This is a genomic window from Reyranella sp. (assembly GCF_044224635.1).
GTDB lineage: Bacteria > Pseudomonadota > Alphaproteobacteria > Reyranellales > Reyranellaceae > Reyranella.
This window is the reverse complement of record NZ_JBGAKA010000014.1, coordinates 129,590-154,974: the sequence shown is the minus strand read 5'-3', so window position 1 is coordinate 154,974 and position 25,385 is coordinate 129,590. Positions and strand designations below refer to the sequence as shown.

The 25,385-nt window shown below is 67.3% G+C and carries 22 protein-coding genes; 15 read left to right on the top strand and 7 right to left on the bottom strand.

Going from position 1 to position 25,385, the window contains the following annotated elements; genetic code table 11:
- Positions 1 to 527 precede the first annotated feature (527 nt).
- The gene (locus ACILR9_RS15160) at positions 528 to 2,165 is read right to left on the bottom strand and encodes an AMP-binding protein (RefSeq protein WP_395710776.1); all 1,638 of its coding nucleotides are present in this window, start codon (positions 2,163 to 2,165) and stop codon (positions 528 to 530) included.
- A gap of 99 nt (positions 2,166 to 2,264) precedes the next feature.
- On the opposite strand from ACILR9_RS15160, the gene ACILR9_RS15155 reads away from it, so the two are divergent.
- The 4 genes from ACILR9_RS15155 (at position 2,265) to ACILR9_RS15140 (ending at position 7,206) form a co-directional block, all read left to right on the top strand.
- The gene (locus ACILR9_RS15155; protein WP_395710775.1) at positions 2,265 to 3,515 is read left to right on the top strand and encodes an ABC transporter substrate-binding protein; all 1,251 of its coding nucleotides are present in this window, start codon (positions 2,265 to 2,267) and stop codon (positions 3,513 to 3,515) included.
- Positions 3,516 to 3,768: 253 nt separating this feature from the next.
- Complete coding sequence (locus ACILR9_RS15150; protein ID WP_395710774.1) at positions 3,769 to 4,647, top strand: branched-chain amino acid ABC transporter permease; 879 nt, start codon at positions 3,769 to 3,771, stop codon at positions 4,645 to 4,647.
- Positions 4,648 to 4,651: 4 nt separating this feature from the next.
- Positions 4,652 to 6,469 (top strand): ABC transporter permease subunit, encoded by a 1,818-nt coding sequence (locus ACILR9_RS15145; RefSeq protein ID WP_395710773.1) that lies wholly within the window; start codon positions 4,652 to 4,654, stop codon positions 6,467 to 6,469.
- Entirely contained in the window at positions 6,466 to 7,206 is a 741-nt protein-coding gene (locus ACILR9_RS15140) for an ABC transporter ATP-binding protein (protein WP_395710772.1), read from the top strand. Before ACILR9_RS15145 ends, ACILR9_RS15140 begins: the two co-directional genes overlap by 4 nt.
- Positions 7,207 to 7,357: 151 nt before the next feature.
- On the opposite strand, the gene ACILR9_RS15135 is transcribed toward ACILR9_RS15140, so the two are convergent.
- Entirely contained in the window at positions 7,358 to 8,881 is a 1,524-nt protein-coding gene (locus tag ACILR9_RS15135) for an acyl-CoA carboxylase subunit beta (RefSeq protein WP_395710771.1), read from the bottom strand.
- A 222-nt stretch (positions 8,882 to 9,103) separates the two neighbouring features.
- On the opposite strand from ACILR9_RS15135, the gene ACILR9_RS15130 reads away from it, so the two are divergent.
- From ACILR9_RS15130 to ACILR9_RS15105, 6 genes are all read left to right on the top strand, one after another.
- The gene (locus tag ACILR9_RS15130; protein WP_395710779.1) at positions 9,104 to 9,964 is read left to right on the top strand and encodes an FAD binding domain-containing protein; all 861 of its coding nucleotides are present in this window, start codon (positions 9,104 to 9,106) and stop codon (positions 9,962 to 9,964) included.
- A gap of 2 nt (positions 9,965 to 9,966) precedes the next feature.
- Positions 9,967 to 10,449: a (2Fe-2S)-binding protein gene (locus ACILR9_RS15125; RefSeq protein WP_395710770.1), complete on the top strand. Its 483-nt coding sequence runs from the start codon at positions 9,967 to 9,969 to the stop codon at positions 10,447 to 10,449.
- Positions 10,446 to 12,725 carry a xanthine dehydrogenase family protein molybdopterin-binding subunit gene (locus ACILR9_RS15120; protein ID WP_395710769.1) on the top strand — a complete coding sequence of 760 codons (2,280 nt, stop codon included), beginning with the start codon at positions 10,446 to 10,448 and terminating at the stop codon, positions 12,723 to 12,725. The genes ACILR9_RS15125 and ACILR9_RS15120 overlap by 4 nt, the downstream gene beginning before the upstream one ends.
- 332 nt (positions 12,726 to 13,057) lie before the next feature.
- Positions 13,058 to 14,143, top strand: coding sequence for a glycosyltransferase (locus tag ACILR9_RS15115; protein WP_395710768.1), 1,086 nt, complete (start codon positions 13,058 to 13,060; stop codon positions 14,141 to 14,143).
- A 13-nt stretch (positions 14,144 to 14,156) separates the two neighbouring features.
- Positions 14,157 to 15,047, top strand: coding sequence for a hypothetical protein (locus ACILR9_RS15110; RefSeq protein ID WP_395710767.1), 891 nt, complete (start codon positions 14,157 to 14,159; stop codon positions 15,045 to 15,047).
- 10 nt (positions 15,048 to 15,057) lie between these two features.
- On the top strand, positions 15,058 to 16,290 hold the full coding sequence (locus ACILR9_RS15105) for a glycosyltransferase (RefSeq protein WP_395710766.1): 1,233 nt from the start codon (positions 15,058 to 15,060) through the stop codon (positions 16,288 to 16,290).
- Here the strand turns inward: ACILR9_RS15105 and ACILR9_RS15100 are convergent.
- From ACILR9_RS15100 to ACILR9_RS15085, 4 genes are all read right to left on the bottom strand, one after another.
- A complete protein-coding gene (locus ACILR9_RS15100; RefSeq protein ID WP_395710765.1) occupies positions 16,279 to 16,620 on the bottom strand; it encodes a hypothetical protein in 342 nt (113 codons plus the stop codon). The genes ACILR9_RS15105 and ACILR9_RS15100 overlap by 12 nt on opposite strands.
- A gap of 138 nt (positions 16,621 to 16,758) precedes the next feature.
- The gene (locus ACILR9_RS15095; protein WP_395710764.1) at positions 16,759 to 17,661 is read right to left on the bottom strand and encodes an LLM class F420-dependent oxidoreductase; all 903 of its coding nucleotides are present in this window, start codon (positions 17,659 to 17,661) and stop codon (positions 16,759 to 16,761) included.
- A 3-nt stretch (positions 17,662 to 17,664) separates the two neighbouring features.
- The gene (locus ACILR9_RS15090) at positions 17,665 to 18,912 is read right to left on the bottom strand and encodes an LLM class flavin-dependent oxidoreductase (RefSeq protein ID WP_395710763.1); all 1,248 of its coding nucleotides are present in this window, start codon (positions 18,910 to 18,912) and stop codon (positions 17,665 to 17,667) included.
- Between the two features lie 5 nt (positions 18,913 to 18,917).
- Positions 18,918 to 19,703 carry an alpha/beta fold hydrolase gene (locus ACILR9_RS15085; protein WP_395710762.1) on the bottom strand — a complete coding sequence of 262 codons (786 nt, stop codon included), beginning with the start codon at positions 19,701 to 19,703 and terminating at the stop codon, positions 18,918 to 18,920.
- 240 nt (positions 19,704 to 19,943) lie between these two features.
- On the opposite strand from ACILR9_RS15085, the gene dinB reads away from it, so the two are divergent.
- Positions 19,944 to 21,185: a DNA polymerase IV gene (gene dinB, locus ACILR9_RS15080; RefSeq protein WP_395710761.1), complete on the top strand. Its 1,242-nt coding sequence runs from the start codon at positions 19,944 to 19,946 to the stop codon at positions 21,183 to 21,185.
- Positions 21,186 to 21,321: 136 nt separating this feature from the next.
- Here the strand turns inward: dinB and ACILR9_RS15075 are convergent, their stop codons facing one another.
- Complete coding sequence (locus tag ACILR9_RS15075) at positions 21,322 to 21,861, bottom strand: gluconokinase (protein ID WP_395710760.1); 540 nt, start codon at positions 21,859 to 21,861, stop codon at positions 21,322 to 21,324.
- Between the two features lie 38 nt (positions 21,862 to 21,899).
- Here ACILR9_RS15075 and fgd point away from each other — a divergent pair, with 38 nt between their 5' ends.
- Genes fgd through cofC form a run of 4 tightly spaced genes read left to right on the top strand, consistent with a single transcriptional unit; the run spans position 21,900 to position 25,316 of the window.
- Entirely contained in the window at positions 21,900 to 22,904 is a 1,005-nt protein-coding gene (gene fgd / locus ACILR9_RS15070) for a glucose-6-phosphate dehydrogenase (coenzyme-F420) (RefSeq protein ID WP_395710759.1), read from the top strand.
- A complete protein-coding gene (gene cofE, locus ACILR9_RS15065; protein ID WP_395710758.1) occupies positions 22,901 to 23,674 on the top strand; it encodes a coenzyme F420-0:L-glutamate ligase in 774 nt (257 codons plus the stop codon). The genes fgd and cofE overlap by 4 nt, the downstream gene beginning before the upstream one ends.
- Positions 23,671 to 24,621: a 2-phospho-L-lactate transferase gene (gene cofD, locus ACILR9_RS15060; RefSeq protein ID WP_395710757.1), complete on the top strand. Its 951-nt coding sequence runs from the start codon at positions 23,671 to 23,673 to the stop codon at positions 24,619 to 24,621. The genes cofE and cofD overlap by 4 nt, the downstream gene beginning before the upstream one ends.
- Complete coding sequence (gene cofC, locus ACILR9_RS15055; RefSeq protein WP_395710756.1) at positions 24,618 to 25,316, top strand: 2-phospho-L-lactate guanylyltransferase; 699 nt, start codon at positions 24,618 to 24,620, stop codon at positions 25,314 to 25,316. The genes cofD and cofC overlap by 4 nt, the downstream gene beginning before the upstream one ends.
- Positions 25,317 to 25,385 lie beyond the last annotated feature (69 nt).

Genomic DNA, 25,385 nt, shown 5'->3' with positions numbered 1-25,385 from the left:
TGACGGATCGACTGGCCCGCTCGACGTAGCACGGCAATATCGCACCGTTCATCGTGCGTGAGTTGTTTGTAGTGGGTTCCCATGACAACACCCTTCTAGCAAGGTGTTGCACTTCGTTTGAGACCCCGGGGGGACCTTTAGGGCATCAGGAAAGGTCCCTCGCTGCGCCCAGGATGACAGGGTCTTTGTCCCGCGCACCGCGTGCCAGCAGCGGACTCTAAAGCGCATGTTTTTGTGACAGGCCCTTATTGGCGCGAACTTACTACAAAGAGACCTCACCCTGAGGAGCGGCCGTAGGCCGCGTCTCGAAGGGTCGGCAACCGAACGGGTGTGGCGACACCAGTTTTCCAACGATTTCGTTGGGGCCCATCCTTCGAGACGGCCGCTGCGCGGCCTCCTCAGGATGAGGGTTTTATTGAGCCTTCGACCGAAGTCAGCGCCTATGGACGCGCCACCCCAGTGGCGCGTTCTTCCTTTGAAGTAGACGAAGACGCGCGACGGGAGTCGCGCGCCCCCAGCATATCCGATCACGCCGACAACCGCTCGCGCCTGAGGCGGATGCCGGCCTTTTCGCGGTCCCATGTGTCGGCCGTGATGCCCTCGCGGCGCAGGAGATGCTTCTGCACCTTCTGGGTCGGCGTCTTGGGCAGCGCCGCCACGATGCGGACGAAGCGCGGCACCATGAAGTGCGCCATGCGTGGAACCAGGAAGCGGATCAGCTCGGCCGGATCGAGCACGGCATCATCGACCAGCGACAGCGCGACCAGCACCTCGTCCTCGGCAAGCTCGCTCGCCACGGCGACCACGGCCGCCTCCTTGACCAGCGGATGGGCGCACACTTCGGTCTCGACCTCGAAGGAGGAGATGTTCTCGCCGCGCCGGCGGATCGCGTCCTTCATGCGGTCGACGAAGAAGAACTGGCCATCCTCGCCGACCCTGAAGGCGTCGCCGGTGTGGAACCAGCCGTTGCGCCACGCCCGCGCCGTCGCCTCGGGGTTCTTGTAGTAGCCGTGGTTCATCGCCCACGGCCGGTCGGTCCGCACGATGAGCTCGCCGACCGCGCCGGGCGCGACCTCGCAATCGTTCTCATCGACGACCCGCACCTCGACGCCGGCACGCGGCCGGCCGCAAGTGCCGAGGGGCGCCGGATTCCTGCCCGACGTAAGGGGTGTCGACACCTCGGTCATGTTGAAGACTGTGTAAATGTCGCAGCCGAAGCGCGCCGAGAAAGCCGACGCGTCCTCGCACAGCGGCACCATGATGGCGCTGGTGAGCGTGTGATTGCGGTCCTGCGGCCCGGGCGCCTGCTTCACCAGGAACGTCACCATGACGCCCAGCAGCACGCAGCATGTCGTGCCGGTCTCGGTCACGACACGCCAGAACGAGGCGGTGTCGAACGCCTCGACGACGGCGATCGAGCCGCCCAGCGCCAGCATGGTGTAGACGGCCGCCGTGCCGCCGACATGGAACAAGGGCAGGTTGACCATGAGGCGATCGTCGGCGCCGAGAAAAGGAAACGACTCCGTCCCCATCGAATAGAGCTGCAGGTAGGACGACATCACGCCCTTCGACGGGCCGGTCGTGCCTGACGTGTAGATGATCGACTGCATGTCCCACGGCGACACGCCGTCTTCCGTCAGCGGCAGGTCGCCGTCGGCGGGCTCCAGTGCGTCCGGTCCATGGATCGCGAGGCCAGGCACATCGACCGGTGAGCCGCGCAGCACAACGGCTGCGACGAGCGCCGCCCGATCGATGTCGGCCAGCCTGCCGACCAGGTCGGCATGCGCCACGATCAGCCGCGCGTCTGAATTCTCCACCACATGCGCCAGCAGGCCGCCGCGATAGGAGAGATTGATCGGCACATAGACGGCGCCGAGAAAATTGAGGCCGAACCAGACTCGAATCGCGTCAGGGCCATTGGGCAACCAGGACAGGACCTTGTCGCCAGGCGCAACGCCCAGGGCACGCAGACCTCTCGCCGTGCAACGCGCGATCGACCGGGTCTGCGCGTACGTCCATTCCGTGCCATCGGCGAAGCGCGCGAAGATCTTGTCGGGTGTCGACGCCGCATGGCGATCGAGCAGCGGACGCAGGACGCACTGCTCTGCGGCAGGCACACGCGGGTCATGCCAGGATTTCGCAGTCGGTCCCGTTTCTTCGCTCATGATCAGGTCGTTTCGTTGTATCGAATTGGGAAGAGGACTAGCTTCGCGCGCGGTGGCAATGATACGCCAAAAGAGTTCGCGCAGAGTCGAGGAAACGCCATGACCGTCAGAACAAAGCCAGCCTTCGGATTGCGGCGCGATGGCAGCATCGACCGCCGGTATTTCCTCCGTACCGCAGGTCGATTGGGCGTCGGCGCGTTCGGCGCATCGAGTCTCGGCCTCGCCGGCATCGCTGCGGCGCAGCAACCCTTCAGCCTCGGCTGGATACGCCCGACAACCGGCCGGCTCGCCTCGTCTTTCTCCTATCTCTACATCGGCGGCCTGATCGCCATCGAGGAAATCAATGCGCAAGGCGGCATCCTCGGCCGTCCGATCACCCGCGTCGAGGAAGACGACGAAGCCTCGCCGGCCAAGGAACCGGCGATCATCAAGAAGCTGCAGGGCGCGGGCGTCAATTTCGTTGCCGGACCGACCGGAAGCTCGCAGGCGCTGTCGTCGCTCGCCACCACGACCCCGGCCAAGATCATCCAGGCGACCTATGCCAACGGGGCCGAGATGGGCGACGGCATCAAGTATCCCTATCACTATCAGTGCACGTTCAACACCAACCAGCAGGGTGAGATCGCGGCGCGCTACCTGGTCGAGACCATGAAGCTGAAGAAGATCGGCATCATCCAGGAGAACACCGCCTTCGGCGAGCAGGCGACGGCGGCGTCACGCGCCACGCTGAAGAAGCTCGGCCTGGAACCGGTCAAGGTCGAGGTCTATCCGCTGAACGCGCCCGATCTCAACACCTATGTCGGCAATCTGCGCAAGGCCGGCATCGACGGCATGATCGCCTGGATTGCCAACGTGCCCAACGCGGCGATGGCGTTCAACGCCATGAACGCGCAGAAATGGTATCCGCCGATCACCGGCCACAACGGCCTGTTCCTCGACGCGCTGTTCGATCTCGTGCCGGCCGAGGCACTGACCCACGTCTACGGCACGATGTACCGCTCGCTGATGTGGACCGGCACGACATATCCTGGTCCGCGGCAGGTCGCTTTCGCCAAGAAGGTCGCGACCTTCTATCCAGAAGGCAAGGGCTCGGGCGTTCCGGTCGCGAACAGTCCCTACTACGACTTCCTGCATGTCCTGAAGATGGTCATCGAAGGCGAGAAGAGCTTCGAGCCCGAGAAGGTCAAGCGCGCGCTCGACAGCGTGAAGGGCTACCAGGGCCTGCTCGGCGCCATCAACTTCACGCCGGAGAACCATACGGCAATCGGCATCGAGGATATCGCCCTGGCATCCGTCTCATCGGGCAAGGACCCGAAGTCGATGGGCGTGTTCCGCGAGATGGCGAAGTAGATGGACGTTCTTCTTTTGCCTCCCCCGATGACTCAGGGCGTTCGCATAGGGGCGCTCTCTCATTTTCCTCCCCAACTCTGTTGGGGAGGTGTCGCCGTCTTCGGCGACGGAGGGGTCATGAGCAGCGGGACTGAGGCTCATGACCCCTCCGCCCCGTATGACGGGGCACCTCCCCAGCGAAGCTGGGGAGGAGAGTGAAAGGCGCGCCCCTATGCGAATGCCCTGCCCGTAAGACGAGGGAGGCACCGCGATAATGGATCTCGACCTCTTCGTCGGCGGCCTGACTGCGGGCAGCCTGTATGCGCTGGTGGCGATGGGATTCAACATCCTCTATCGGCCAACCAACGTGTTCAATTTCGCGCAAGGCGATCTCGTCATGCTGGGCGCCATGCTCGGAGCGACCGTGATGACGGTCCTCGGCATGCCATGGTTCGTCGGTGCGGCGCTCGCCATGCTGGCGGTCGCGGTGCTGGCGTTCATCGAGGAGAGGATCGCCGTCGCACCCGTCCTCAATCGCTCGGCAACCGGTCATGGCTGGGTCATCACGACGCTCGCCGTGTCAATGATCTTCGCCAACCTGGTGGGCCTTGCCTGGGGGCCGGATCCGATCGCCGTCAAGCCGCCGGCGCCGCTCAGCACCGAGACCTTCGACCTGCTGGGCGCCAATGTCAGCTCCTACCAGATCGCGATCGTGGTGCTGACGCTGGCCTTGATCCTGGGTGTCGAGGCGTTTTACGGCACGCGCGCCGGCAAGGCGGTGCTGGCGGTCGCCGAGGATCGCGATGCCGCCCTGCTGCGCGGCATCAACCCCAACCGCCTGTCGAGTTGGTCGTTTTTCCTCGGCGGCGCCATCGCGGCGCTGACCGGCGTGCTTGCGGCACCGTTGCTCTATGCCTCGACCGGGCTTGGTCCCGCGCTGCTGTTGAAGGGCTTCGCCGCGGCCGCGGTCGGCGGCATCGGCAACAATCGCGGCGCCCTGCTGGCCGGCTACATCATCGGCATCGCCGAAGCGCTCGCTGCCGCAATGCTGTCGCCCGGTTATCAGCTTGCCGCCACGTTCGCCGTGATGCTGGTCATCCTGCTGATCCGGCCGCATGGCCTGTTCGGGCGCGCCGAAGCACGCGCGGTCTGATCCAATGTCGAGCCTGCTCGCGACAGTGATCGATTCGTCACGCGCGCGGCCGTTGCTGCTGATCGGGCTGGCCATCGCGCTCTACGTCGCACCGCTCGTCGGCGGCGGCGAATACCACCTGTTCGTTGCGACGCAGATGGCCGCCTACGTGCTGGTGGCGATCGGGCTCAACCTGTTGAACGGCTATGGCGGCCAGGTCTCGCTCGGCCACGGCGCCCTGGTGGCGATCGGGGCCTATGCCGTCGCGTTGGCGATGGTCGATCATCACTGGTCATTCTGGCCAGCCGCCCTGCTGGCGATGGCGGCCGCCTCCGCCGTCGGGGCTCTCATGGCCCTGCCCGCGTTTCGATTGTCGACCTGGTACTTCGCCCTGATCACGCTCGGCTTCGCCGAGGTGGTCGGCGGACTCCTCACCGAATGGCGCGAGCTGACACACGGCTTCGCCGGCGTCGTTGGCATTCCCAAGCCGGTGCTGTTCGGCCACGCCCTCACCTCAGCCGATCTCTACTGGCTGGCGCTCAGCCTCGTCATCCTGGCAATCGCCGGCGTCGCCAATCTGCTGCGCTCGCGTTTCGGGCGGGCGCTGGTCGCCGTGCGCGACAATCCGGTGGCGGCCACCGCCAGCGGCGTGTCGCAGGTGCGCATCAAGATGCTGGCCTTCGTCGCCAGCGCCGCGATGGCCGGTCTCGCCGGGGCGTTGTTCGCCGTCCAGAAGACCGTCGTCACGCCGGACGACTTCACGGCCGATTTCTCGATCTTCTTCCTGCTGATGGTAGTGCTGGGCGGCGCCGGGCGGTTGTGGGGACCCGTGGTCGGTGCCGTCGTCTTCTTCCTCGTGCCCGAGCTGCTGAGTGCGCTGCAGAGCTGGCGCATGCTGATCTACGGCGTGGCCCTGCTGCTGCTGATGCTCTACGCGCCGCATGGCCTCGTCGGCGCCGTCGACCTCGGCTGGAAGCGGCTGCGGGCGCGGCTCGGCCTGTCGAATATCCCGCCGGCGCCGCGCCTCGATGCCGGCCAGGCGTCCATCCAGCCGGTCAACGGCGTGGCGCTTTCGGTGCGCGACGTCGAAAAGCGCTTCGGCGGAGTCGCTGCCCTCGCCGGCGTCAGCCTCGACGTCGCGGCAGGGACCACGCATGCCATCGTCGGGCCCAACGGCTCGGGCAAGACGACGCTGCTCAACATGATCTCGGGCTTCTACCCCGTCGATCGCGGCGACATCCGGATCGACGGACGCTCCGTCATCGGCCTCTCGCCGCACCGCATCGCACGCAACGGTGTCGGCCGCACCTTCCAGACGCCGCGCATGATGCCGGAGCTCAGCGTGCTCGATAACACGCTGCTGGGCGCCTTCCCCGCCGAACGCCAGGGCGTCGCCGCGGCCGCCCTGCGGCTGCCCCTGGCGCGCCGCGAGCAGGCGGCCTCGCTCGGCGATGCAATGCGCTATCTCGACTTCGTCGGCCTCGGCGATCGGGCCATGGAGCCGGCCGGCGAGCTGCCGCACGGCCAGCAGCGGCTGGCCGAGATTGCGCGGGCCCTGGTCGGCCGGCCGCGCCTGCTGCTGCTCGACGAGCCGGCGGCCGGCCTGTCGCTCGCCGAGCTCGATCGCCTGGCCGAGCTCGTGACGGCGATCGGCCGGCTCGGCACGACGATCGTCATCGTCGAGCATCATCTCGAGCTGGTGGCCAATATCTGCAGCAGTGTCACCGTGCTGGAGCGCGGCGCGGTGCTGGCCTCGGGCACGCCTGCCGAAGTGTTCTCTCACGACGCGGTGATCGCGGCCTACATGGGCTCGCAGACCCGCGTCGCCGGGGCTGCCCCGTGACGGCGGAACCTCTCCTCGACATTTCCGGCCTCGATGTCGGCTACGGCCATGTCGGCGTGCTGCGCGGCGTCGATCTCGAGATCTTGCCCGGCGCAATCGTGGCGCTGGTCGGCAGCAACGGTGCAGGCAAGAGCACGCTGTTGCGCGCCCTGTCCGGCCTGCTGCGGCCGTCTGCCGGCCGCATCGTCTTCGCCGGTCGCGACATCGCCGGCGAGCCGCCGCATCGCATCATCGATCTCGGCCTGCTGCATGTCGCCGAGAATCGCCGCCTGTTCCGCCGTCAGAACGTGCACGCCAATCTCGAGCTCGGCCTCTACGGCACGCGACTCGGAAAGGACGAAGAGCGCAGACGCTACGATTTCGTCTACGAGCTGTTTCCCATGCTGGCCGAACGGCCGCAGGCGCTGGCCGGTATCCTGTCGGGTGGCCAGCAGCAGATGCTGGCGATCGCCCAGGCGCTGATGCGGCAACCCAGGCTGCTGATGCTCGACGAGCCCTCCCTCGGCCTCGCCCCGATCGTCGTCGATCAGGTGCTGGCGGTGCTGCAGCGCCTGCGCGGTGGCGGCACCACCATCCTGCTGGTCGAGCAGATGGTTGAACGCGCGCTCGACATCGCCGATCACGCCTATGTGCTGCAGAACGGTGTCGTGATCGGCGGCGGCACGCCCGACGCAATTCGCAGCGGCGACCTGATCCGGCGTGCCTATCTCGGCGCGGTGTCGGATCGCGAGGCTTAGCTCTTTTTCCTCCCCAGCTCAGCTGGGGAGGTGTCGCGTCACACGCGACGGAGGGGTCATGAGTCATGGGAGAGGGTTGAGCCTGAGGCTCATGACCCCTCCGTCGCCGTATGACGGCGACACCTCCCCAAGCAAAGCTTGGGGAGGAATATCAGAACGGCTCGATCAAACGCTTGCGCGTCGTGCGCGGCGGGGGCGGCGGCAGGGTTGCCAGAGTCTTGATCAGGATGTCGCGGGTGTCGGCCGGATCGATCACGTCGTCGTAGAGGTAGCGCGCGGCGACCTCCAGCGCGGTGTTTGAGCGCTTCAGCTCGTCGGTGAGATGCTTGTGGAGCGCCGCGCGCTCGCCTTCTGCCGCCGCGTCGAGCTCGGCGCGGTAGATGATGTTGACCGCGCCTTCAAGGCCCATGCCGCCATACTCGGCGGTCGGCCAGGCGAGCAGGATCGCCGGCTCGAGCGGCTGCGAGCCCATCACGTAGTAGCCGAGCCCGTAGGCCTTGCGCAGCACCACGGTCATCACCGGCACCGTGGCGTTGGCGAAGGCGGTCAGCACGCGCGCGCTCTTGCGCACCAGGCCGGTCTTCTCGACGTCCGGGCCGACCATCAGGCCGGGCGTGTCGCATAGAGAGAGGATCGGGATGTCGAAGGCGTCGCAGATCTGGATGAAGCGCGCCGCCTTCTCCGAGGCCGGGCTGTCGATCGCGCCGGCGAGATACATCGGCTGGTTGGCGACGACGCCGACGGGCCGGCCGCCGATGCGGATCAGCGAGGTCACCACGGCGCGGCCGAAGCCGGCCTTGAGCTCGAGCACGCTGCCCAAATCGGCGATGCCGTCGATCACCTTGCGCACGTTGTAGGCACGCCGCGGGTTATCGGGCACGACGGTGCGCAACGCCGCGACGTCGGGCGCTTCGCCGGGCGTCATCGGCCCGCCGAAATAGCCGAGATATTTCTTGGCGATGCCGATCGCCTCGGCCTCGTCCGCGACCAGCACATCGATGACGCCCGATGCGACATGGACCGAGGCCGGGCCGATCTCCTCCGGCGTGAGCTTGACGCCGAGGGCCGCCTCGACGAGCGGCGGGCCCGCCATGCCCATCGCCGAATCGGGCGTCGCCACCAAGAGGTCGCACAGGCCGGCGAGATTGGCATGCCCGGCGAAGGCGCGGCCGGGCAGGATCCCGACCGTCGGCACCAGCCCCGACAGGCGCGCGAACACGACGAAGGTCGGCGTCGAGCCGCGGCCCTGCACCTTCATGTCGTGCGGTCGCGCGCCGCCGCCGTCGAGCCAGCACACGACCGGCAGCCGATGGCGCTCGGCATGCTCGAACATGCGCGTGGTCTTGGCGTGGTTGATGGCGCTCTGCGTGCCGGCATAGACCGTGTAGTCGTAGACCAGCAGATCGACCGGCCGGCCGTCGATCTGCGCCGTGCCCATGATCACGCCGTCGGCCGCGCCGCTCATGCCGGGAACCGCTGGACGTGCGAGCCCGCCATACTCGACGAAGCTCCCCGCATCGACGAGGGCCGCGATGCCCTCGCGCGCCGTCCAGCGGTTGCGCTTGCGCTGCTGGGCCACCGCCTTCGGCCGCGCGTCGTCCAGGATGGCAGCGCGCCTGTCGAGCGCCTGCTTCAGGTCGGGCCGCATCGGCTGATTGCTTGTCGGATCGGTCATCTACGTTGGTCTCCTGATACACGGCCTTCAAAAATCGCTAGGCGGAAAGAAGGAACTGTGACTCAATGCGGCCTGCATAAACGGCCTGAATCGACGTTCCGTCGCATTATTCGGTCAACGGCCGCCCGATTACCCCTATAGTAGGAGGCCCTGCAAAGAATTCCCGGCGCAACGGGAACCGCACAGGTCCGGAAACATCAACGGGATTTCGAGATGAATGACATAACATACAGCGCGCCCCACACGATCGACGAGGCGGTTGGTGCCTTGCTCGCGGCCAAGGGTTCAGGACGCATTCTGGCGGGAGGCACCGATCTTCTGGTGCAGATGAAGGCGGGCATGGCCCGGCCGGGCGCGATCATCGACGTGAAGAACATCGCCGAGATGAGCGCGATCGAGGACAAGGGCGGCGGCGCGTTCCGCATCGGTGCCGCCGTGTCCGGCGCCAGGATCGGCGAGCACGCCGCGCTCAAGAAGGCTTGGCCTGGCGCGGTCGAGGCGATCAACCTGATCGGCTCGAAGCAGATCCAGGGCCGCGCCTCGCCTGGCGGCAATCTGTGCAACGCTTCGCCGGCGGCCGACAGCGTGCCGGCGCTGATCGCCGCGGGCGCCATCGCCGCCGTGCATGGGCCGAACGGCCGTCGCGAGGTGCCGGTCGAGAAGATCCAGATCGGGCCGGGCAAGACTTCGCTGCAGCCCGGCGAGATCGTGGTCAGCTTTTCTCTGCCGGCGCGACCGAAAGGTTCGGCCGATGCGTATCTGCGGTTGATCCCGCGCACCGAGATGGACATCGCCGTCGTCGGTTGCGGCGTCAACCTGACGATCGAGAACGGCACCTGCACCGCCGCCCGCGTCGGCCTCGGCGCCGTCGCACCGACCGTATTGCTCGTCGAGGCGGCCGGGGCCGCGCTCGTCGGCTCGCGCCTCGATGACGAAGCGCTGGAGAAAGCTGCCGCTGCCTGCCGCGCCGTGTGCAAGCCGATCAACGACAAGCGCGGCACCATTGTTTACCGGACCAAGATCGCCGGCGTTCTCTTGAAACGCGTCGCGGCCATTGCGGCGGAACGCGCGGGAGGGCGCTGATCATGGCAAAGACACACGTCACCACCACCATCAACGGCGAGCCTGTCGAGTATCTGTGCGATGCCTCGCAGACCATGCTCGACGTGCTGCGCGACCAGCTCGGGCTGACCGGCAGCAAGGAAGGCTGCGGCTCGGGCGACTGCGGCGCCTGCAGCATCACGCTCGACGACCGTCTGGTGTGCAGTTGCCTGGTGCTGGCCGTCGAGGCCGAGGGCAAGAGGATCGAGACCATCGAGGGCATGGCTCACGGCGATCAGCTTCATCCCCTGCAGAAGAAGTTCGTCGAGTTCGCAGCCTTGCAGTGCGGCATCTGCACGCCGGGCTTCCTCGTCGCCTCGAAGGCGTTGCTCGCCAAGAACCCCAACCCGAGCGAAACCGAGGTTCGCTTCTGGCTCGCCGGAAACCTCTGCCGCTGCACGGGCTACGACAAGATCGTCCGCGCGGTCATGGAAGTGGCCGCTGAAATGAGGGAGACAGCGCGATGAGCAATGGCAAGTACAAGTGGATCGGCACGCGTCCCGACCGTCCGGACGGCGCCGACAAGGTGACTGGCCGGGCCCGTTTCGGCGCCGACTTCAACATGCCGGGCCAGCTCGTCGGCAAGGTGCTGCGTAGCCCGCATGCCCATGCCGTGATCAAGTCGATCGATGCCTCGGCCGCCCTGGCGCTGCCCGGCGTCAAGGCCGTGGTGTCGGCGGTGGATTTCCCCGATCAGCCCAACCTGATCGTCCCGACCGGCGAGATGCAGGTCAATCTGCGCGACATCACCCGCAACATCATCGCGCGCGAGAAGGCGCTCTACGAGGGCCATCCGGTCGCGGCCGTCGCCGCCACCACCGAGGCGATCGCCAAGGCCGCGCTCGACCTGATCAAGGTCGAGTACGAGGTCCTGCCGCACGTCATCGACGTCACCGACGCGATGAAGGAAGATGCGCCCATCCTGCACGATCACATGATCACCGAGGGCGTGAAGCCGGCGCCGACCAAGCCGTCGAACATCGCCAAGCGCATCGACAACCTGAAGGGCGACATCGAGGCCGGCTTCAAGCAGGCCGAGATCGTGGTCGAACGCCACTACACCACGCAGGCCGTGCATCAGGGCTACATCGAGCCGCACGCCACCCTGGCGAGCGCCGCCGAGGACGGCCAGGTCCAGCTCTGGTCGACGACCCAGGGCCACTTCCAGGTGCGCGGCTTCTGCAGCCGCCTGCTCAACATCGAGACCTCGCAGATCCGCGTCACGCCGACCGAGATCGGCGGCGGGTTCGGCGGCAAGACGGTGGTCTATCTCGAGCCGATCGCGGTGCGCCTGTCGCAGAAGTCCGGCAAGCCGGTGAAGATGGTGATGACCCGTGACGAGGTGTTCCGCGCCTCCGGCCCGGCGCCGGGCGGCACGGTCCACGTCAAGATCGGCGCCAAGAAGGACGGCACGATCGTCGCCGCCGAATGCACCATCGCCCTGCAGGCCGGCGCCTTTCCGGGCTCGCCGGTCGGTCCAGCCTGCTGGACCAGCTTCGCCTGCTACGACATTCCCAACATCAAGGTCGTCGGCTACGACGTGGTCAGCAACCGGCCCAAGGTCGCGGCCTACCGCGCCCCGGGCGCGCCGATCTCGGCCTGGGGCGTCGAATCGACAGTGGACATCCTGGCGCAGGAGCTGCGCATGGATCCGATCGACCTGCGCCTCAAGAACGCCGCCAAGAAGGGCACCAAGACGAGCTACGGGCCGACCTTCGATACGATCGGCTTCGTCGAGACCCTGGAAGCGGCCAAGAGCTCGGAGCACTACAAGAGCAAGCCCAAGGCCGGCATGTCGCGCGGCGTGGCGGCAGGCTTCTGGTTCAACGTCGGCGCCGATTCGAGCGCCGCGGCTCACGTCGCCGAGGACGGCACGGTTACGGTCATCTCGGGCAACCCCGACATCGGCGGCTCGCGCGCCTCGCTCGCCCTGATGGCGGCCGAGGAGCTCGGCGTCGACTACTCCAAGGTCCGGCCGGTGATCGCCGACACCAGCTCGATCGGCTTCAACTTCGTGACGGGCGGCAGCCGCGTCACCTTCGCCACCGGACTGGCCGTGGTCAACTCGGTGCGCGACATGATCCGCGAGCTCAAGGTGCGCGCCGCCAAGACCTGGGGTGTCGATCCCGACGGCGTGATCTGGGAGGACGGCTGCGCCAAGCCGGCCGGCAGCAACGTCGGCGAGTTCGAGCCGCTGTCGCTCGCCCAGCTGGCCGCCACCGCCGGCAAGACCGGTGGCCCGATCAACGGCCATGCCCAGCTGAACGCCCAGGGCGCCGGCCCGGGCTTCGGCGTGCACATTGTCGATCTCGCGGTCGATCGCGACACCGGGATCGTCACCGTGGACCGCTACACGGCAGCCCAGGACGTCGGCACGGCCATCCATCCGAGCTACGTCGAAGGCCAGCTGCAGGGCGGTGCCGTCCAGGGCGTCGGCTGGGCCCTGAACGAGGAGTACATCTACGGCTCCAAGGGCCGGCTCGACAATGCCGGGTTCCTCGACTACCGCATGCCGGTAGCCTCGGACTTGCCGATGATCGAGACCATCCTGGTCGAGGTGCCCAACCCGCACCATCCCTACGGCGTGCGCGGCGTCGGCGAGGTGCCAATCGTGCCGCCGCTCGCCGCGGTCGGCAACGCCGTGGCGCGCAGCACCGGCATCCGCATGACGGACCTGCCCCTGTCGCCGCCACGCCTGTCGGCGGCAATCGACGCGGCGACGCCGAGGATGGCCGCCGAGTAGCTATTCTCCCGAACGCCGGAGTTGAGCTAACACCCAAAGCCGCTCCCCAGATCTGCTGGGGAGGACGGTTCCCGTGCGTTTGGTGACCAAGGCGTGATCAACCCTCCGCCGCTCTGGAGCTGCGGAGAGTTCGTAGCCATATGCAACGCGGTGGCCGGATTGCAGTTGTCGGGACAGTGGTGCATGTTGTCCCGGCAAGCCGACAAATTGCCGCCGGATGACCGGAGCAAAAGAACTCGCCAAAAATTCCGGCTCGACGTATTTGCATTGGGACGGTTCGGGGTGGCAACCACGCCTCCCCGCGCCGCTGAAACATGAGGACCTCATCGGTTATGCCCTCTGCTCCCGCCGTTGGGGTCGTCGTCGCCAATCACAACAACTGTGCCTACGTCGCAAAAGCCATCGAGTCGGTGGCGCGTCAGACCGTACGCGACATCTGCGTGGTCGTCGTCGACGATGCCTCGACCGACAAGTCGGACGAGGTGATCCGGCAGTGCCTGGCCCGACTCGACGATCCGCGTTTTCGCTATGTCCGCCTCCAGTCCAATCTCGGCCAGGCGGGCGCGGTGCGCCGCGGCCTGATTGAACTCGACACGCCGTTCGTCTGCTTCCTCGATTCGGACGACCTCTGGTACGACGATTTCATCGCCCGCCATCTGGCGGTGCACATGAATACCGACTTTCCCGTCGGCATGACCTACTGCGACTGCCACGTCATCGATGCCTATGATCGCCTGCTCGCGGGCACCGCTTGGTGGTTCGACTCCGATCCCTACCCGCCGCCCCAGCGACCGGTCGATGCCGCGACGATGCCCACGATCGACCCGCAGACCGGAAAGGTCACTTTCGCCCAGACGCACAAGCTCACCCTGCATACGCAATGGTCGCCGGCCGGCGCCACCAACAGCACGGCCAGCATGATGTTCAGGCGGAGCTTCGTCGACCTGATCTTCGTACCGCCGAGCCCCGAGCTCAGGCTGTACGTCGACTTCTACCTGTCGACCTTCGCCTCCCTGCTGACCGGCACCATCGCCATCCACGATGCGCTCTACGGCTATCGCATGCATGGCAACAACAAGCATTCGAATGCCGCGGTTCTGGGCGGCGCCTACAACTCCTCGACCCAGCCTTGGGACCCCATCCGCAACTCGGTGCTCAAGCTGATCCAGAGGGTGCTCCGCGCCGAGGCGGTGGCGATTCGCACGGCTTTCGGCGAGGAGCGCCACACCAAGGCGGAAGCCCTGGTGGCCAATGCACTCGGCGAGCTCGACGCCGCGGCATCGGCCAACGGCTGGAATCTGGAGCGCATCTTCGCCAGGGCGACCGATTTGATCGGCGGCGACAAGCCCACGCGGCCGTCACCGCAAAACGGCGCACGCGACGTCCTCCAGCCGGCCCCGCGTCGCGACCGGACATGAGCGACCGGAGGCCATGCTAGGTCGACAGAGGGCCGTCTTCTTCGGCGCCGCCCGGGATTGCGCTGCCCATCTGCCCAACGTCCTGCAAAATCTCGATCGCTTCGCCGCGTGCTACGCCGACGCGTCGTTCCTCTTTGTGGTCAGCGATTGCGCCGACGATTCGGCGGCAATCCTGCAGCGATGGCTGGCCGACGGGCGGCGCGGACAGGTAATCGACCTGGGCGCCTTGGCGACCAGCCTGGCACGGCGAACCGAGCGACTGGCGCATGTCCGCAACACGGGGCTCGACGAGATCCGCCGTCTCGGCTGGCAGGACCATGATCATCTCGTGATCGCCGATCTCGACGACGTGCTGGACTCAACCCTCGCCGCCGACGGCTTCGTCCAGGCCGCACGCTGGCTTGATGCCGATCCGTCACGCGCCGGCGTGTTCGCCAACTCCCTGCCGCGCTACTACGACGTCTGGGCGCTGCGGCACGATCGCTGGTGCCCGCACGACGTCTGGCATTCGATCTGGGGAAGGCCCGACAGCGTGTCGTTCGAGGCGGCCAAGTTCCGCGAGGTGTTCTCGCGCCAGATCGAGATACCGGCGTGCGCGCCGCCCATCGAAGTGCGCTCGGCGTTCGGCGGCCTCGGGCTCTATCGCCTGTCGGCCGCGCTCGGCGCGCGATACGGCGGGATCGACGCGCAGGACCGCGAGGTGTCCGAACATGTCGCCTTCAATGCGGCGATCGGCCGGGCCGGCGGGCGGCTGCACATCTTCCCGGCGCTCCAGGTGCACGCTCCGCGCCAGCATCTCTACCAGCCCGAGGAATTCAAGCTGCCTTGGCGCATGGTGATGATGGGCCGACGCGTCGCTGCGTTCCGGCGGCCGCCCTGGCGCAATCTACTCGGCGCGCCGTGAGGATCTTCCCATGAGGATCCTGATCATCGACCCCGGCGTGCACTCCAAGGGAGGGCACCACTACAATGCGGTCGTGCGTTTGCAAAGCGAGCTCGCGACGCTGGGGCACAAAGTGCCGTGCCTGGGATCGGCGTATGCCAATCCCGAGGTCGTGCGCGACCTCGCCTGCACCCCGACCTTCACCAGATCGGTCTACGGCCGTTCCTACGCCACGCCGCAGGAATTCGCCGAGTCGGTCGAGGAGACGAGCCGCAATCTGGCGCAAGCGCTGGGCCGACATGGCCGCACGGCCGACCTGCTCATCCTGCCCTGCTGCGACCAGGTGCTCGCCGCATCGATCGCCCGCCAGTTTGGCGGCGGCCGCTTCAGAGCAGCCCCGCACGTGTTGCTGTGGCTGCTCTACGGACCGCACTACCTGCTGGCGACGGACGATCCACGCGCCATCGCATTGGGAAAGGAATGCCGCGAGGCGTTCGCGCGGCTGGCCGCGAGCCTCGGCAGCGCAGAGCGGCTGCATATCTACAGCGAGACGCAGCAGATGGCGGATTTCTATCGGCCGCTGCTCGGTCGGGAGATCGCCGTCCAGCCGGGGCCGGGCCTCCTCATGCCGGTGCGTGGCGCGCGACGCCGGCCCCTCGACCGGCCGCCCACGGTGCTGTGCATCGGCTTCGCCAATCGGCCGAAAGGCTACCGCCTGCTGCCGGAGGCCATCGGGCAGGTGGTCCGCCAGCACCGCACCGTACGTTTCTTGATCCACGGCATCGTCAAAGGATCGGATGCCGAGGGCGATCAGCCGGCGTTCGACAGGCTGTCGGCTCTCGGCGATCGCGTCGTGGTGCGCCAGGACGTGCTGTCGGACCGCGACTACACGGCGCTGCTCGACGAGGCTGACCTGTTGCTGCTGCCCTATGATCCGGCCGTCTATCGCACGCGCGGCTCCGGCGTCTTCAGCGACGCGCGCAAGATCGGGCTCCCCGTCGTTGCCACGGGTGCCTGTGCCTTTGCCGTGCCGGCCTTCGAGCAAGGATGGGGAGTTCCCATCACGGAGTACGACGCGGCGGGCGTGGCCGCCGCGGTGCTGGCGGCCCTGGAGCGCCTCGACGGGCTGGCGCGATGCGCCGCAGCCGTCACCGAGCCGGACACGCTCGGCCCGCTCCTGAAGGCGATCGTCGCCCAGCTTCGGTCGCAACGGTCGCACGGCCTCGCAGGCGTCGTACGACGCCTCTCGGCACTACGACTGTAGCGGCTTGTCGGCCGGAAGGGCCGGCAGAAGCTTGGCGATGAAGCTGCGCATGGTGCGCAGGTAGCTTACGATCAATCGGGCTCGTTGCGCTTCGGGTCCACGCCGCGCGCTTTCCGCCGCAGCGAGGATTTCGCCGAAGATTCCCAACAGCTTCAGACGCCAGGGATCCGCATCGCCCAGGCGATGGTCAGCGGCAACCACGGGCTTGTGCTCCGCGATCAGGCCGCACAAGATCTCCAGGCGCTTCCCATCCTGCGGATCCAATATTGCCTGCAATGCCGCCTGATCGATCAGGCCCAAAGAGCGGGAGAGCGAGGGAGCGTCAGACATCACCAACTCGAATGCGGAGCTTCAGTCGAATCAAACCTGCATCGTCCCAGCAGGAAGGGCGCGGACCCGATCGACCCGCGGCGCGACTATACCCGACTCGCTGCTGCCAGTCCGAAAATCGACGGCCTCGACCGTGATCTACAGGAGATCGACCACCGCCGCGCGATAGCGGGTGATCGCGTCGAGATGCTCGGCGTAGGTCTTGCCGGCGATCCGCTTGTGGTGGGCGCTCACGTAGGTGGTGTGCGCATTGACATGCGTCACCCCGGCCTTCTTCCAGAAGGTGAACTCGCGCCGCCAGTCGTCGGGGCCGCCGATGCCGGGCGAAACCCAGACCTCGAGACCGACCGACGCCGGATCGCGGCCGGCCTCGCGGATCAGGCCGCGCAGCTTGTCGAAGGCGGCGAGCGCCTTGTCGCCCGCCGGATAGGCGAGCGGCATGAAGCCGTCGCCGTACTTGGCAGTGCGCCGGAACGTCGCCTCGGCGTGGCCGCCGAACCAGATCGGCACGCGGCCCGATTTCGGCCGCGGGTTAATGCCGCCGTCGTCGAGGCGATGGAACTGACCCTCGAACTTCACGCTGGGTTGGGCCCACAGCGCCTGCATGAAGCGCACCTGCTCCTCGGAGAGCTTGCCGCGGATGTGGAAATCCACGCCGAGGCCCTGGAACTCGATCTCGTTCCAGCCGACGCCGATGCCGAGACGGAAGCGGCCCTCGCTGAGCTCGTCCAGGCAGGCCGCCTGCTTGGCGACCAGCGCGGCCTGGCGCTGCGCCAGGATCAGCACCCCGGCGGCGAAGCCGACCCGCTTGGTGACGCCGGACAGAAAGGCGAACAGCACGAACGGGTCGTGATAGGCGGTCGCCGTGGTTCCGACGCGGCGGCCGCCGTAATCGACATCGGGATTGCCGCCCAGCACGTGGTCGGGCGCGACGAGGTAATCGTAGCCCAGCCCTTCGGCCGCCTGCGCATAGTCGCGCAGCACGGCCGGGCCGGTGCCGATGTCGCCGACCGGCAGCGACGCGCCGAGCTGGATCGCCATCGCCTACTCGGCCGCCGCGGCGGCGCGGGCGGGCGCGAGGTCGGTCGAATACCTGAGATGGACGGGCGCGTTCGCCTCGAACGGGCTCTTGAGGTCGAGGCTCTTGGCGATCTCGCGAATCGCCGGGAAGACCTCGGTGCCCATCAGCCTGATGCAGGTGAGCGAGTCCGCCTGGCTGACGCGGCCGTCGTTGCCCCACAGCGCCAGGATGCCGGGCCGCGTCTCCTCGAGGATGCGCTTCAGCTTGGCCACCACCGTCTTGGGCGTGCCGGCGATGATGCGCAGGTCGGCCATCTGCTGCTCGAAGCTCGTGTTGCCGCGCGGGTTGATCGCCCGGCCGGCGGCGAACTCGACGAAGGCGCGCCGGTTGCTGGGCGAGCCGTAGCCAGACGGCGTGCTCCATACCGGATGAGCGAGGCCGGTGAACTCGCCCTGCATCCAGCGGAACTGCTTGGCGTTCTCGATCGCCTTCTCCTCGGTGTCGGAGATATGGACCTGGATCAGGTAGCCGCGATTCTCCGGCCCGCCGACATAGCCCGCCTGCGCCGCGACGCTGTCGTAGAGCTCCCAGATCTTCTTGGTCTGCTCGATCGAGGTGTTGAGGGCGATGTAGGGATAGCGCTGCTGCGCCGCCCAGATGATCGTCTCCTTGCTGATCACGCCCGGGATCCAGACACGCGGGTAGGGTTTCTGCAGCGGCACCGCCCACGGGTTGACCACGCGATGCTGGTAGTGCGTGCCCTCGAAGCGGAACGGGCCCGGCTGGGTCCACGCCTTGACGATCAGGTCGTGCGCTTCCTCGAAGCGCTCGCGGTTGAAAGCGGGATTGACGCCGGTCGCCAGCTGCTCCTGGCCGCCGCCGCGCACGAAGCCCGAGACCAGGCGACCCTTGGAGATCATGTCGATCATGGCCAGCTCTTCGGCCAGGCGCACCGGGTTCTCGGCGAGCGGCAACGGATTGCCGAGCATCACGATCTTCGCCTTCTTGGTCATGCCGGCCAGGATGGCGGCGAAGATGTTGGCCTTGGCCTGCATGCAGAACGGCGCGTTGTGATGCTCGTTCAGCATGATGCCGTCGATGCCAACCTCCTCGGCCAGCATGTACTGCTCGATATACTCGTTGTAGAGCCGCGAGCCCGCCACCGGATCGAAGTTGGTGTTGGGGAACATCAGCGCGGTGGCGCCGAAATCGCGGCCGGCCTGCTCGGAATAGGCCGACATCGGTTGCTCAGTGAAATACATCAGGTGCATGGCATCTACTCCCGACCGATGAAATCGACGATCAGCTTGGCGAGGGTTTCGGGCTGCTCCATGTCGACGCAGTGCCCGCAATTCTTCACGACTTCCATCTTGGCGTTGGGCAAGACCTCGACATAGCGCTTGCCGGCGCTCTGCGGCACGATCTTGTCGTCGTCGCCCCACACCACCAGGGACGGCGCACGCACCGCACCCAGCAGATACGGCAAGGTCTGGCTGTACATGTAGGGCTTCCAGGCGATGCGGAAGCTCATCTCCCGGCAGATGTCCCACATCTCGAGCTGGTCGACTGTCGGCTCGGCGCCGTAGACGCGATCGAACGCGTTCTGGTCGTGGAAGCCGGCGCGCGCGTAGTCGACATAGCCGGTGATGGCGAGATCGAGGATGTCGCCCTGCGGCGGCTTGATGCCCATGGCGCCGACCAGCACCAGCTTCGCCACGTCGCCCGGCGCCATGCTGGCCATCTCGGCCGCGATCCAGCCGCCGAAGCCCAGGCCGACGAGGACGGCGTTGGAGAGCTTCAGCTCGCTCAGCAGGCCGCGATAGATCACCGCGATGTCGCGCGGATGGCGCATCCATTCCGGCCGCTGCGAGCGGCTGTAACCGGGATGATGCGGCACCAGCACATCGAACTTCGCCGCCAACGCATCATAGAAGGGCAGCCGATCGAGCGTGCCGGTCTCGTGATGCAGCATCAGGGCAGGACGTCCCTTCCCGGCGCGCGACACGTGGAGCTTTATCCCGGCCGCCTCCATCGTCGTGTCGGTCCAACTTACGCCAGCCATACGCGCGCCCTCCCGATCTGCACGATGGTTGCAATGGCGATGGCCTGAGTCAAACCGGCGGCTTGCATCGCTTTCGACTGGCGAAGGCGTAATGGAATTGCCTTCGCGCGAACTTGAGCGAGCGTGGACAGACGAGAATCTTCTAGGTTGTACTCGCCATAGAAGTATCGCTTTCCCGCCGCTCATTGACAGAATGTTCTCATTTTGTTCATATCGATCAGCGAGGCCATTGGAGCGGCCATGGAAGCAACCATTCTCCATGCGGACCTGGACGCCTTCTACGCGTCGGTCGAGCAGCTGCTCGATCCGTCGTTGCGCGGCAAGCCGATTGCCGTCGGCGGCGGGGTGGTGCTGGCAGCGTCCTACGAAGCCAAGGCCTTCGGGGTGCGCAGCGCCATGCCGGGACGGCGGGCGCGCGAGCTTTGCCCAAGCCTGATCTTCGTCGAGGGCCATTTCGAGGACTACCAGCGGCTGGGCGATGCCGCGATCGAGGTGCTGGGCGATTTCACGCCATTGGTCGAGCGCATCTCGATCGACGAGGCCTTCGCCGACGTGAAGGGCTGCACGCACCTGTTCGGCTCGCCGACCGAGATTGCACAGAAGATCCGCCAGCGCGTGCGGGCCGAGATCGGCCTGCCGATCTCGATCGGCGTGGCGCGCACCAAGCATCTCGCCAAGATCGCCTCGCAGGTCGCCAAGCCCGATGGGCTGGTCACGGTCGATCCCGAGCGCGAGCTGGCGTTCCTGCACGACCTGCCGGTCGGGTTGATGTGGGGCGTCGGTCCGGTCACCGAGGCCCGGCTGGCAGAGAGGGGTGTTCAGACGATCGGCCAGCTGGCGCAGATGCCCGGACGATCACTCACGCGCCTGCTCGGGCCGGCGGCGGGCGAGAAGCTGTCGGCGCTGGCGTGGAACCGCGATCCGCGCGAGATCGTGACCCATCGCCGATCGCACTCGGCGGGCGCGCAGTCGGCGCTCGGGCGCAAGCCCGCCCAGCCGCACGTGATCCGGCCGACCCTGGCCCATCTCGCCGACCGCATCGGCACGCGGCTGCGCGCCAAGTCGCTGGCCGGCCGCACGGTGACCGTGCGCGTCCGCTTCGCTGACCTGCGCGCCGTGACGCGCTCGGCGACGCTCGACGCCTCCCTGTCGGCGACGGCGAGCCTCACAGAGATCGCCGAGGAGCTGGTCGGGACGGCGCTGGCCGATCATCCGAGGGAAAAGCACATCTCGCTGCTGGCGATCTCCGTGTCGCATCTGGAGAAGGATCCGCGGCTGCAGCTCGAGCTGCCGCTCGGCCTCGCCAACGAGGCGTGCCGCCCCGGCACCCGCCGCGGCCTGGCCCGCCACGCCGCCGATCGCGCCATGGATGCGATCCGCGACCGCTTCGGCCGCGACGCGATCGGCTACGGCTCGATCGCCCTCGGCCTGCAGCGCTCCGTGCCCGACGATTTCCGCAGGCTCGCGGAGAAGGATTTGTAGTTCATTCGCCTCCCCAGCTTGGCTGGGGAGGTGTCCGTGTAATCACGGACGGAGGGGTCATGAGCAACGCGACTGATGCTCATGACCCCTCCGTCGCGTATGACGCGACACCTCCCCAGCGATGCGCTGGGGAGGGTTATTGAGCCATCGCCCTCACCCGCAATTGTGTGACGATCTCGTTAACGATCTCCTCGGGCGTACCACCGATACCGACTGTAATCGGACGCTCATCGGCGGCCGGCTCCTCGAGGACGGCGAACTGGCTGTCGAGCAGGGCCGGCGGCATGAAGTGGCCGCGGCGCTGGGCGAGGCGCTGCTTGATGAGCGCGGCCGATCCCTCAAGGTAGACCAGCACCACGTCGGGGCGATCGCCGACGATGACGGCGCGGTAACTGCGTTTCAACGCCGAGCAGGTCACCACGCCGGATCGGCCGTGCGCGCGCCAGTCGTCGATCCGCTCCGCGATCCGCCGCAGCCACGGCAGACGGTCTGCATCGGTGAGCGGCGTGCCGGCCTTCATCTTTTCGACATTCGTGGCCGGATGCAGCGCATCACCCTCCTGGTATTCCCAGCCGAGCTCGGCCGCCAGGCGGCTGGCGATGGTGCTCTTGCCGCTGCCGGAAACGCCCATGACGACGGCGACCAGCGCCTGGTTGTGACCTGCGGTATCGTCCATTAAGACTCCCCGCCGGACACGATAAGGAACCCATCACCGTGCTCAAGCTCGGATACAAGGCTTCGGCCGAACAATTTGCGCCCTCCAAGCTGCTTGACTTCTCCTGCAAGGCGGAAGCGGCCGGCTTCGAGTCGGTGTTCGTCTCCGACCATTTCCAGCCATGGAAGCACATCGACGGCCATGCCCCCTTTTCGCTCGCCTGGCTGGGCGCGCTGGGCGCCCGCACCTCGCGCATCGTCATGGGCACCAGTGTGCTCACGCCGACCTTCCGCTACCATCCGTCGATCGTCGCCCAGGCCTTCGGCACGCTGGGCGCCATGTTCCCGCGTCGCGTCATCCTGGGCATCGGCACCGGCGAATCGCTGAACGAGGTGCCGTCGACCGGCGCGCCGTGGCCCGAGTTCAAGGAGCGCTTCGCGCGCCTGCGCGAATCGGTGACCCTGATCCGCACCCTGTGGCGCGAGGAGCGCGTCAGCTTCGACGGCGAGTACTACAAGACCGAGAAGGCCACGATCTACGACCGGCCGGACGACGAGGTGCCGGTCTACGTCGCCGCCGCCGGCGCCCTGGTGGCACGCTATGCCGGGCGCTCGGGCGACGGCTTCATCTGCACCAGCGGCAAGAAGCGCGAGCTCTACACCGAGACGCTGATGCCCAAGGTCGCCGAAGGCCTAGCGGCCGGCGGCCCGAAGGCCAATCCCTACGACTACATGATCGAGGTCAAGGTCTCGTTCGATACCGATCGCCAGCGTGCCCTCGAGGACACGCGCCACTGGGCGGCGCTGGCGCTGACGCCCGAGGAGAAGATGTCGGTCGAGGATCCGGTCGAGATGCAGCGCCTGGCCGACGCCCTGCCGCTCGAACGCGCGGCGAGCCGCTGGATCGTCTCGAACGATCCCGAGGAGCAGGTCGAGAAGATCAAGTTCTACGTCGACATGGGCTTCCGTCATCTCGTGTTCCACGCGCCCGGTCCCGACCAGGAGCGCTTCCTCAAGCTCTACGGCGAGAAGGTCCTGCCGCTGCTGCGCAAGCGCTTCGGATGAACCGAACGACTGCGCTCCAGATCGTCGCCGTCCCGGGCATCCCGCTGGTCAAGACGGGCGACGATCTGGCGACGTTCATTGCCGATGGGCTTGCCGCCGCGAAGCTCGCGCCGCAGGCCAGCGACGTCGTGGTGATCGCCCAGAAGATCGTGTCCAAGGCCGAAGGCCGCAGCGTCGATCTCGCCTCGGTGGTGCCGTCGGCGCAGGCGATCGAGCTCGCCCGGCAGATCGACAAGGACCCGCGCCTCGTCGAGCTGGTGCTGTCGGAATCGGTGCGCGTGGTGCGCGCCCGCCCCGGCATCCTGATCGTCGAGCACAAGCTCGGCTTCGTCATGGCCAATGCCGGCATCGACCAGTCCAATGTCGGCCCAACCGACGGCGTCGAGCGCGCCTTGCTGCTGCCGGTCAATCCGGACGCCAGCGCCGAGCTGTTGCGCACGCGGCTGGGCACGCTCGCGGGCACCGCGCCCGCCGTCGTCATCATCGACAGTTTCGGCCGCGCCTGGCGGCGCGGCACCTCGGGCGTCGCCATCGGCGCCGCCGGCCTGCCGAGCCTGCTCGACCTGCGTGGCAATCCCGATCTGTTCGGCCGCATCCTGCAGGTCAGCATCACCGGCTTCGCCGACGAGATCGCGGCGGCGGCCTCGCTGGTCATGGGACAAGGCAACGAGGCGCAGCCCGTGGTGCTGATCCGCGGGCTCAGCTGGAGCGCGTCGGCGCGGCCGGCCAGCGACCTGGTGCGACCGGCCAGCGAGGACATGTTTCGGTGAGCAACGGTCTGGTGGTGGCGCTGTCGGGCGGTGTCGGCGGCGCCAAGCTGGCGCTTGGCCTCAGCCGCGTGCTCGCGCCGGAGGATCTCCTGATCGTCGCCAATACCGGCGACGATTTCGAGCATTTGGGTCTCAGCATCTCGCCCGACATCGACACGCTGACCTATGTCCTGTCCGGGCTCGACAATCAGGTGCTGGGCTGGGGCCGGCGCGACGAGACGTGGTCGTTCATGGAGACCATCGCGACCCTGGGCGGCGAGAGCTGGTTCCGGCTGGGTGATCGCGATCTCGCCCTGCATGTCGAGCGCACGCGGCGGCTCAGGGCCGGCCAGACCCTGTCGCAGATCACGCGCGACGTCTGTCGCCAGCTCGGCATCGCCCAGCGCGTGCTGCCGATGAGCGACGATCCGGTGCGCACGCGCGTTCGCAGCGACGAAGGCTGGCTCGACTTCCAGGACTATTTCGTGCGCCGGCAATGCAAGCCCGTGGTGCACGAGCTGGTATTCGAGGGCGCCGCTCAAGCGCGGCCACAGGCCGATGTCCTGACGGCGCTGGCGAGCGGCACGGTGCGCGCCGTGGTGATCTGCCCGTCCAATCCGTTCATCAGCATCGAGCCGATCCTTGCAGTTCCGGGACTGCGCGACGCGTTGGCCCGCTGTGGTGCGCCGGTCGTCGCCGTCTCGCCGATCGTCGGCGGCCGCGCGGTCAAGGGGCCGACCGCCAAGATGATGCAGGAGCTCGGCCTCACGATCAGCGCCGCCACGGCGGCGCGACGCTACGATGGGCTGCTCTCCGGCTACGTCGTCGATCCGGCCGATGCCGACGACGTGCGCGGACTTTCCGCAACGATCAAGACGGCGCCGACCCTGATGACCGATCTCGCAACGCGCGAGGCGCTGGCGCGCATCGTGCTCGATCTCGCTGATTCGCTTGCACCACGCCGATGAGCCCGCCAGCCGATAGCGGTCCTTCCGACATCTGGGCAATCATCCCGATCAAGGAGCTCGACGGCGCCAAGCAGCGCCTGGCGCCGCTGCTGACGCCGGCGCAGCGTCGCGCCCTGATCGAGGTCATGATGGGTGAGGTGCTGGAAGCGGTGGCCCGCACGAAGCGTCTCGCCGGCATGCTGGTGGTGACGCTCGATCCGCAGGCGACGGCGCTCGGCCGGCGTCTCGGCGCGCGAATCGTCACCGACGGGGCGCGCGAGGGTCATACCGGCAGCGTCACCGCGGGCCTGCGGCTGCTCGCCCGCGAGGGAAGCGGCGGCATGATGACGGTGCCGGCCGACATTCCCGCCGCGACGGCGGACGAGTTCGATGCCGTGCTGGCGGCGCACCAGCCCGGACCGTCCTTCACCATCTCGCCAGCGCACGACGATCTCGGCTCCAATGCCGTGATCTGCTCGCCGCCCGATTCGGTGCCGCTGCGCTTCGGCGACAACAGCTACTTCCCCCATCTCGACGCGGCGCGCCGCTCGGGCATCGAGCCCACGATCCTGCGCCAGCCCGGCATCGCCATGGACATCGACCACCCGGTCGACCTCGCCGCCTTCCTGCGCCTGCCGCAGTCCGCCGGCACGCGGACGCGGGCGTTTTTGGACGAGATCGGAGTGCCGGGGCTGCTGGTGGAGAAGGGCCTCTGAGCCCCCTCCCCAGCGGAGCTGGGGAGGTGTCGCCGTCATACGGCGGCGGAGGGGTCATGAGCCTCAGTG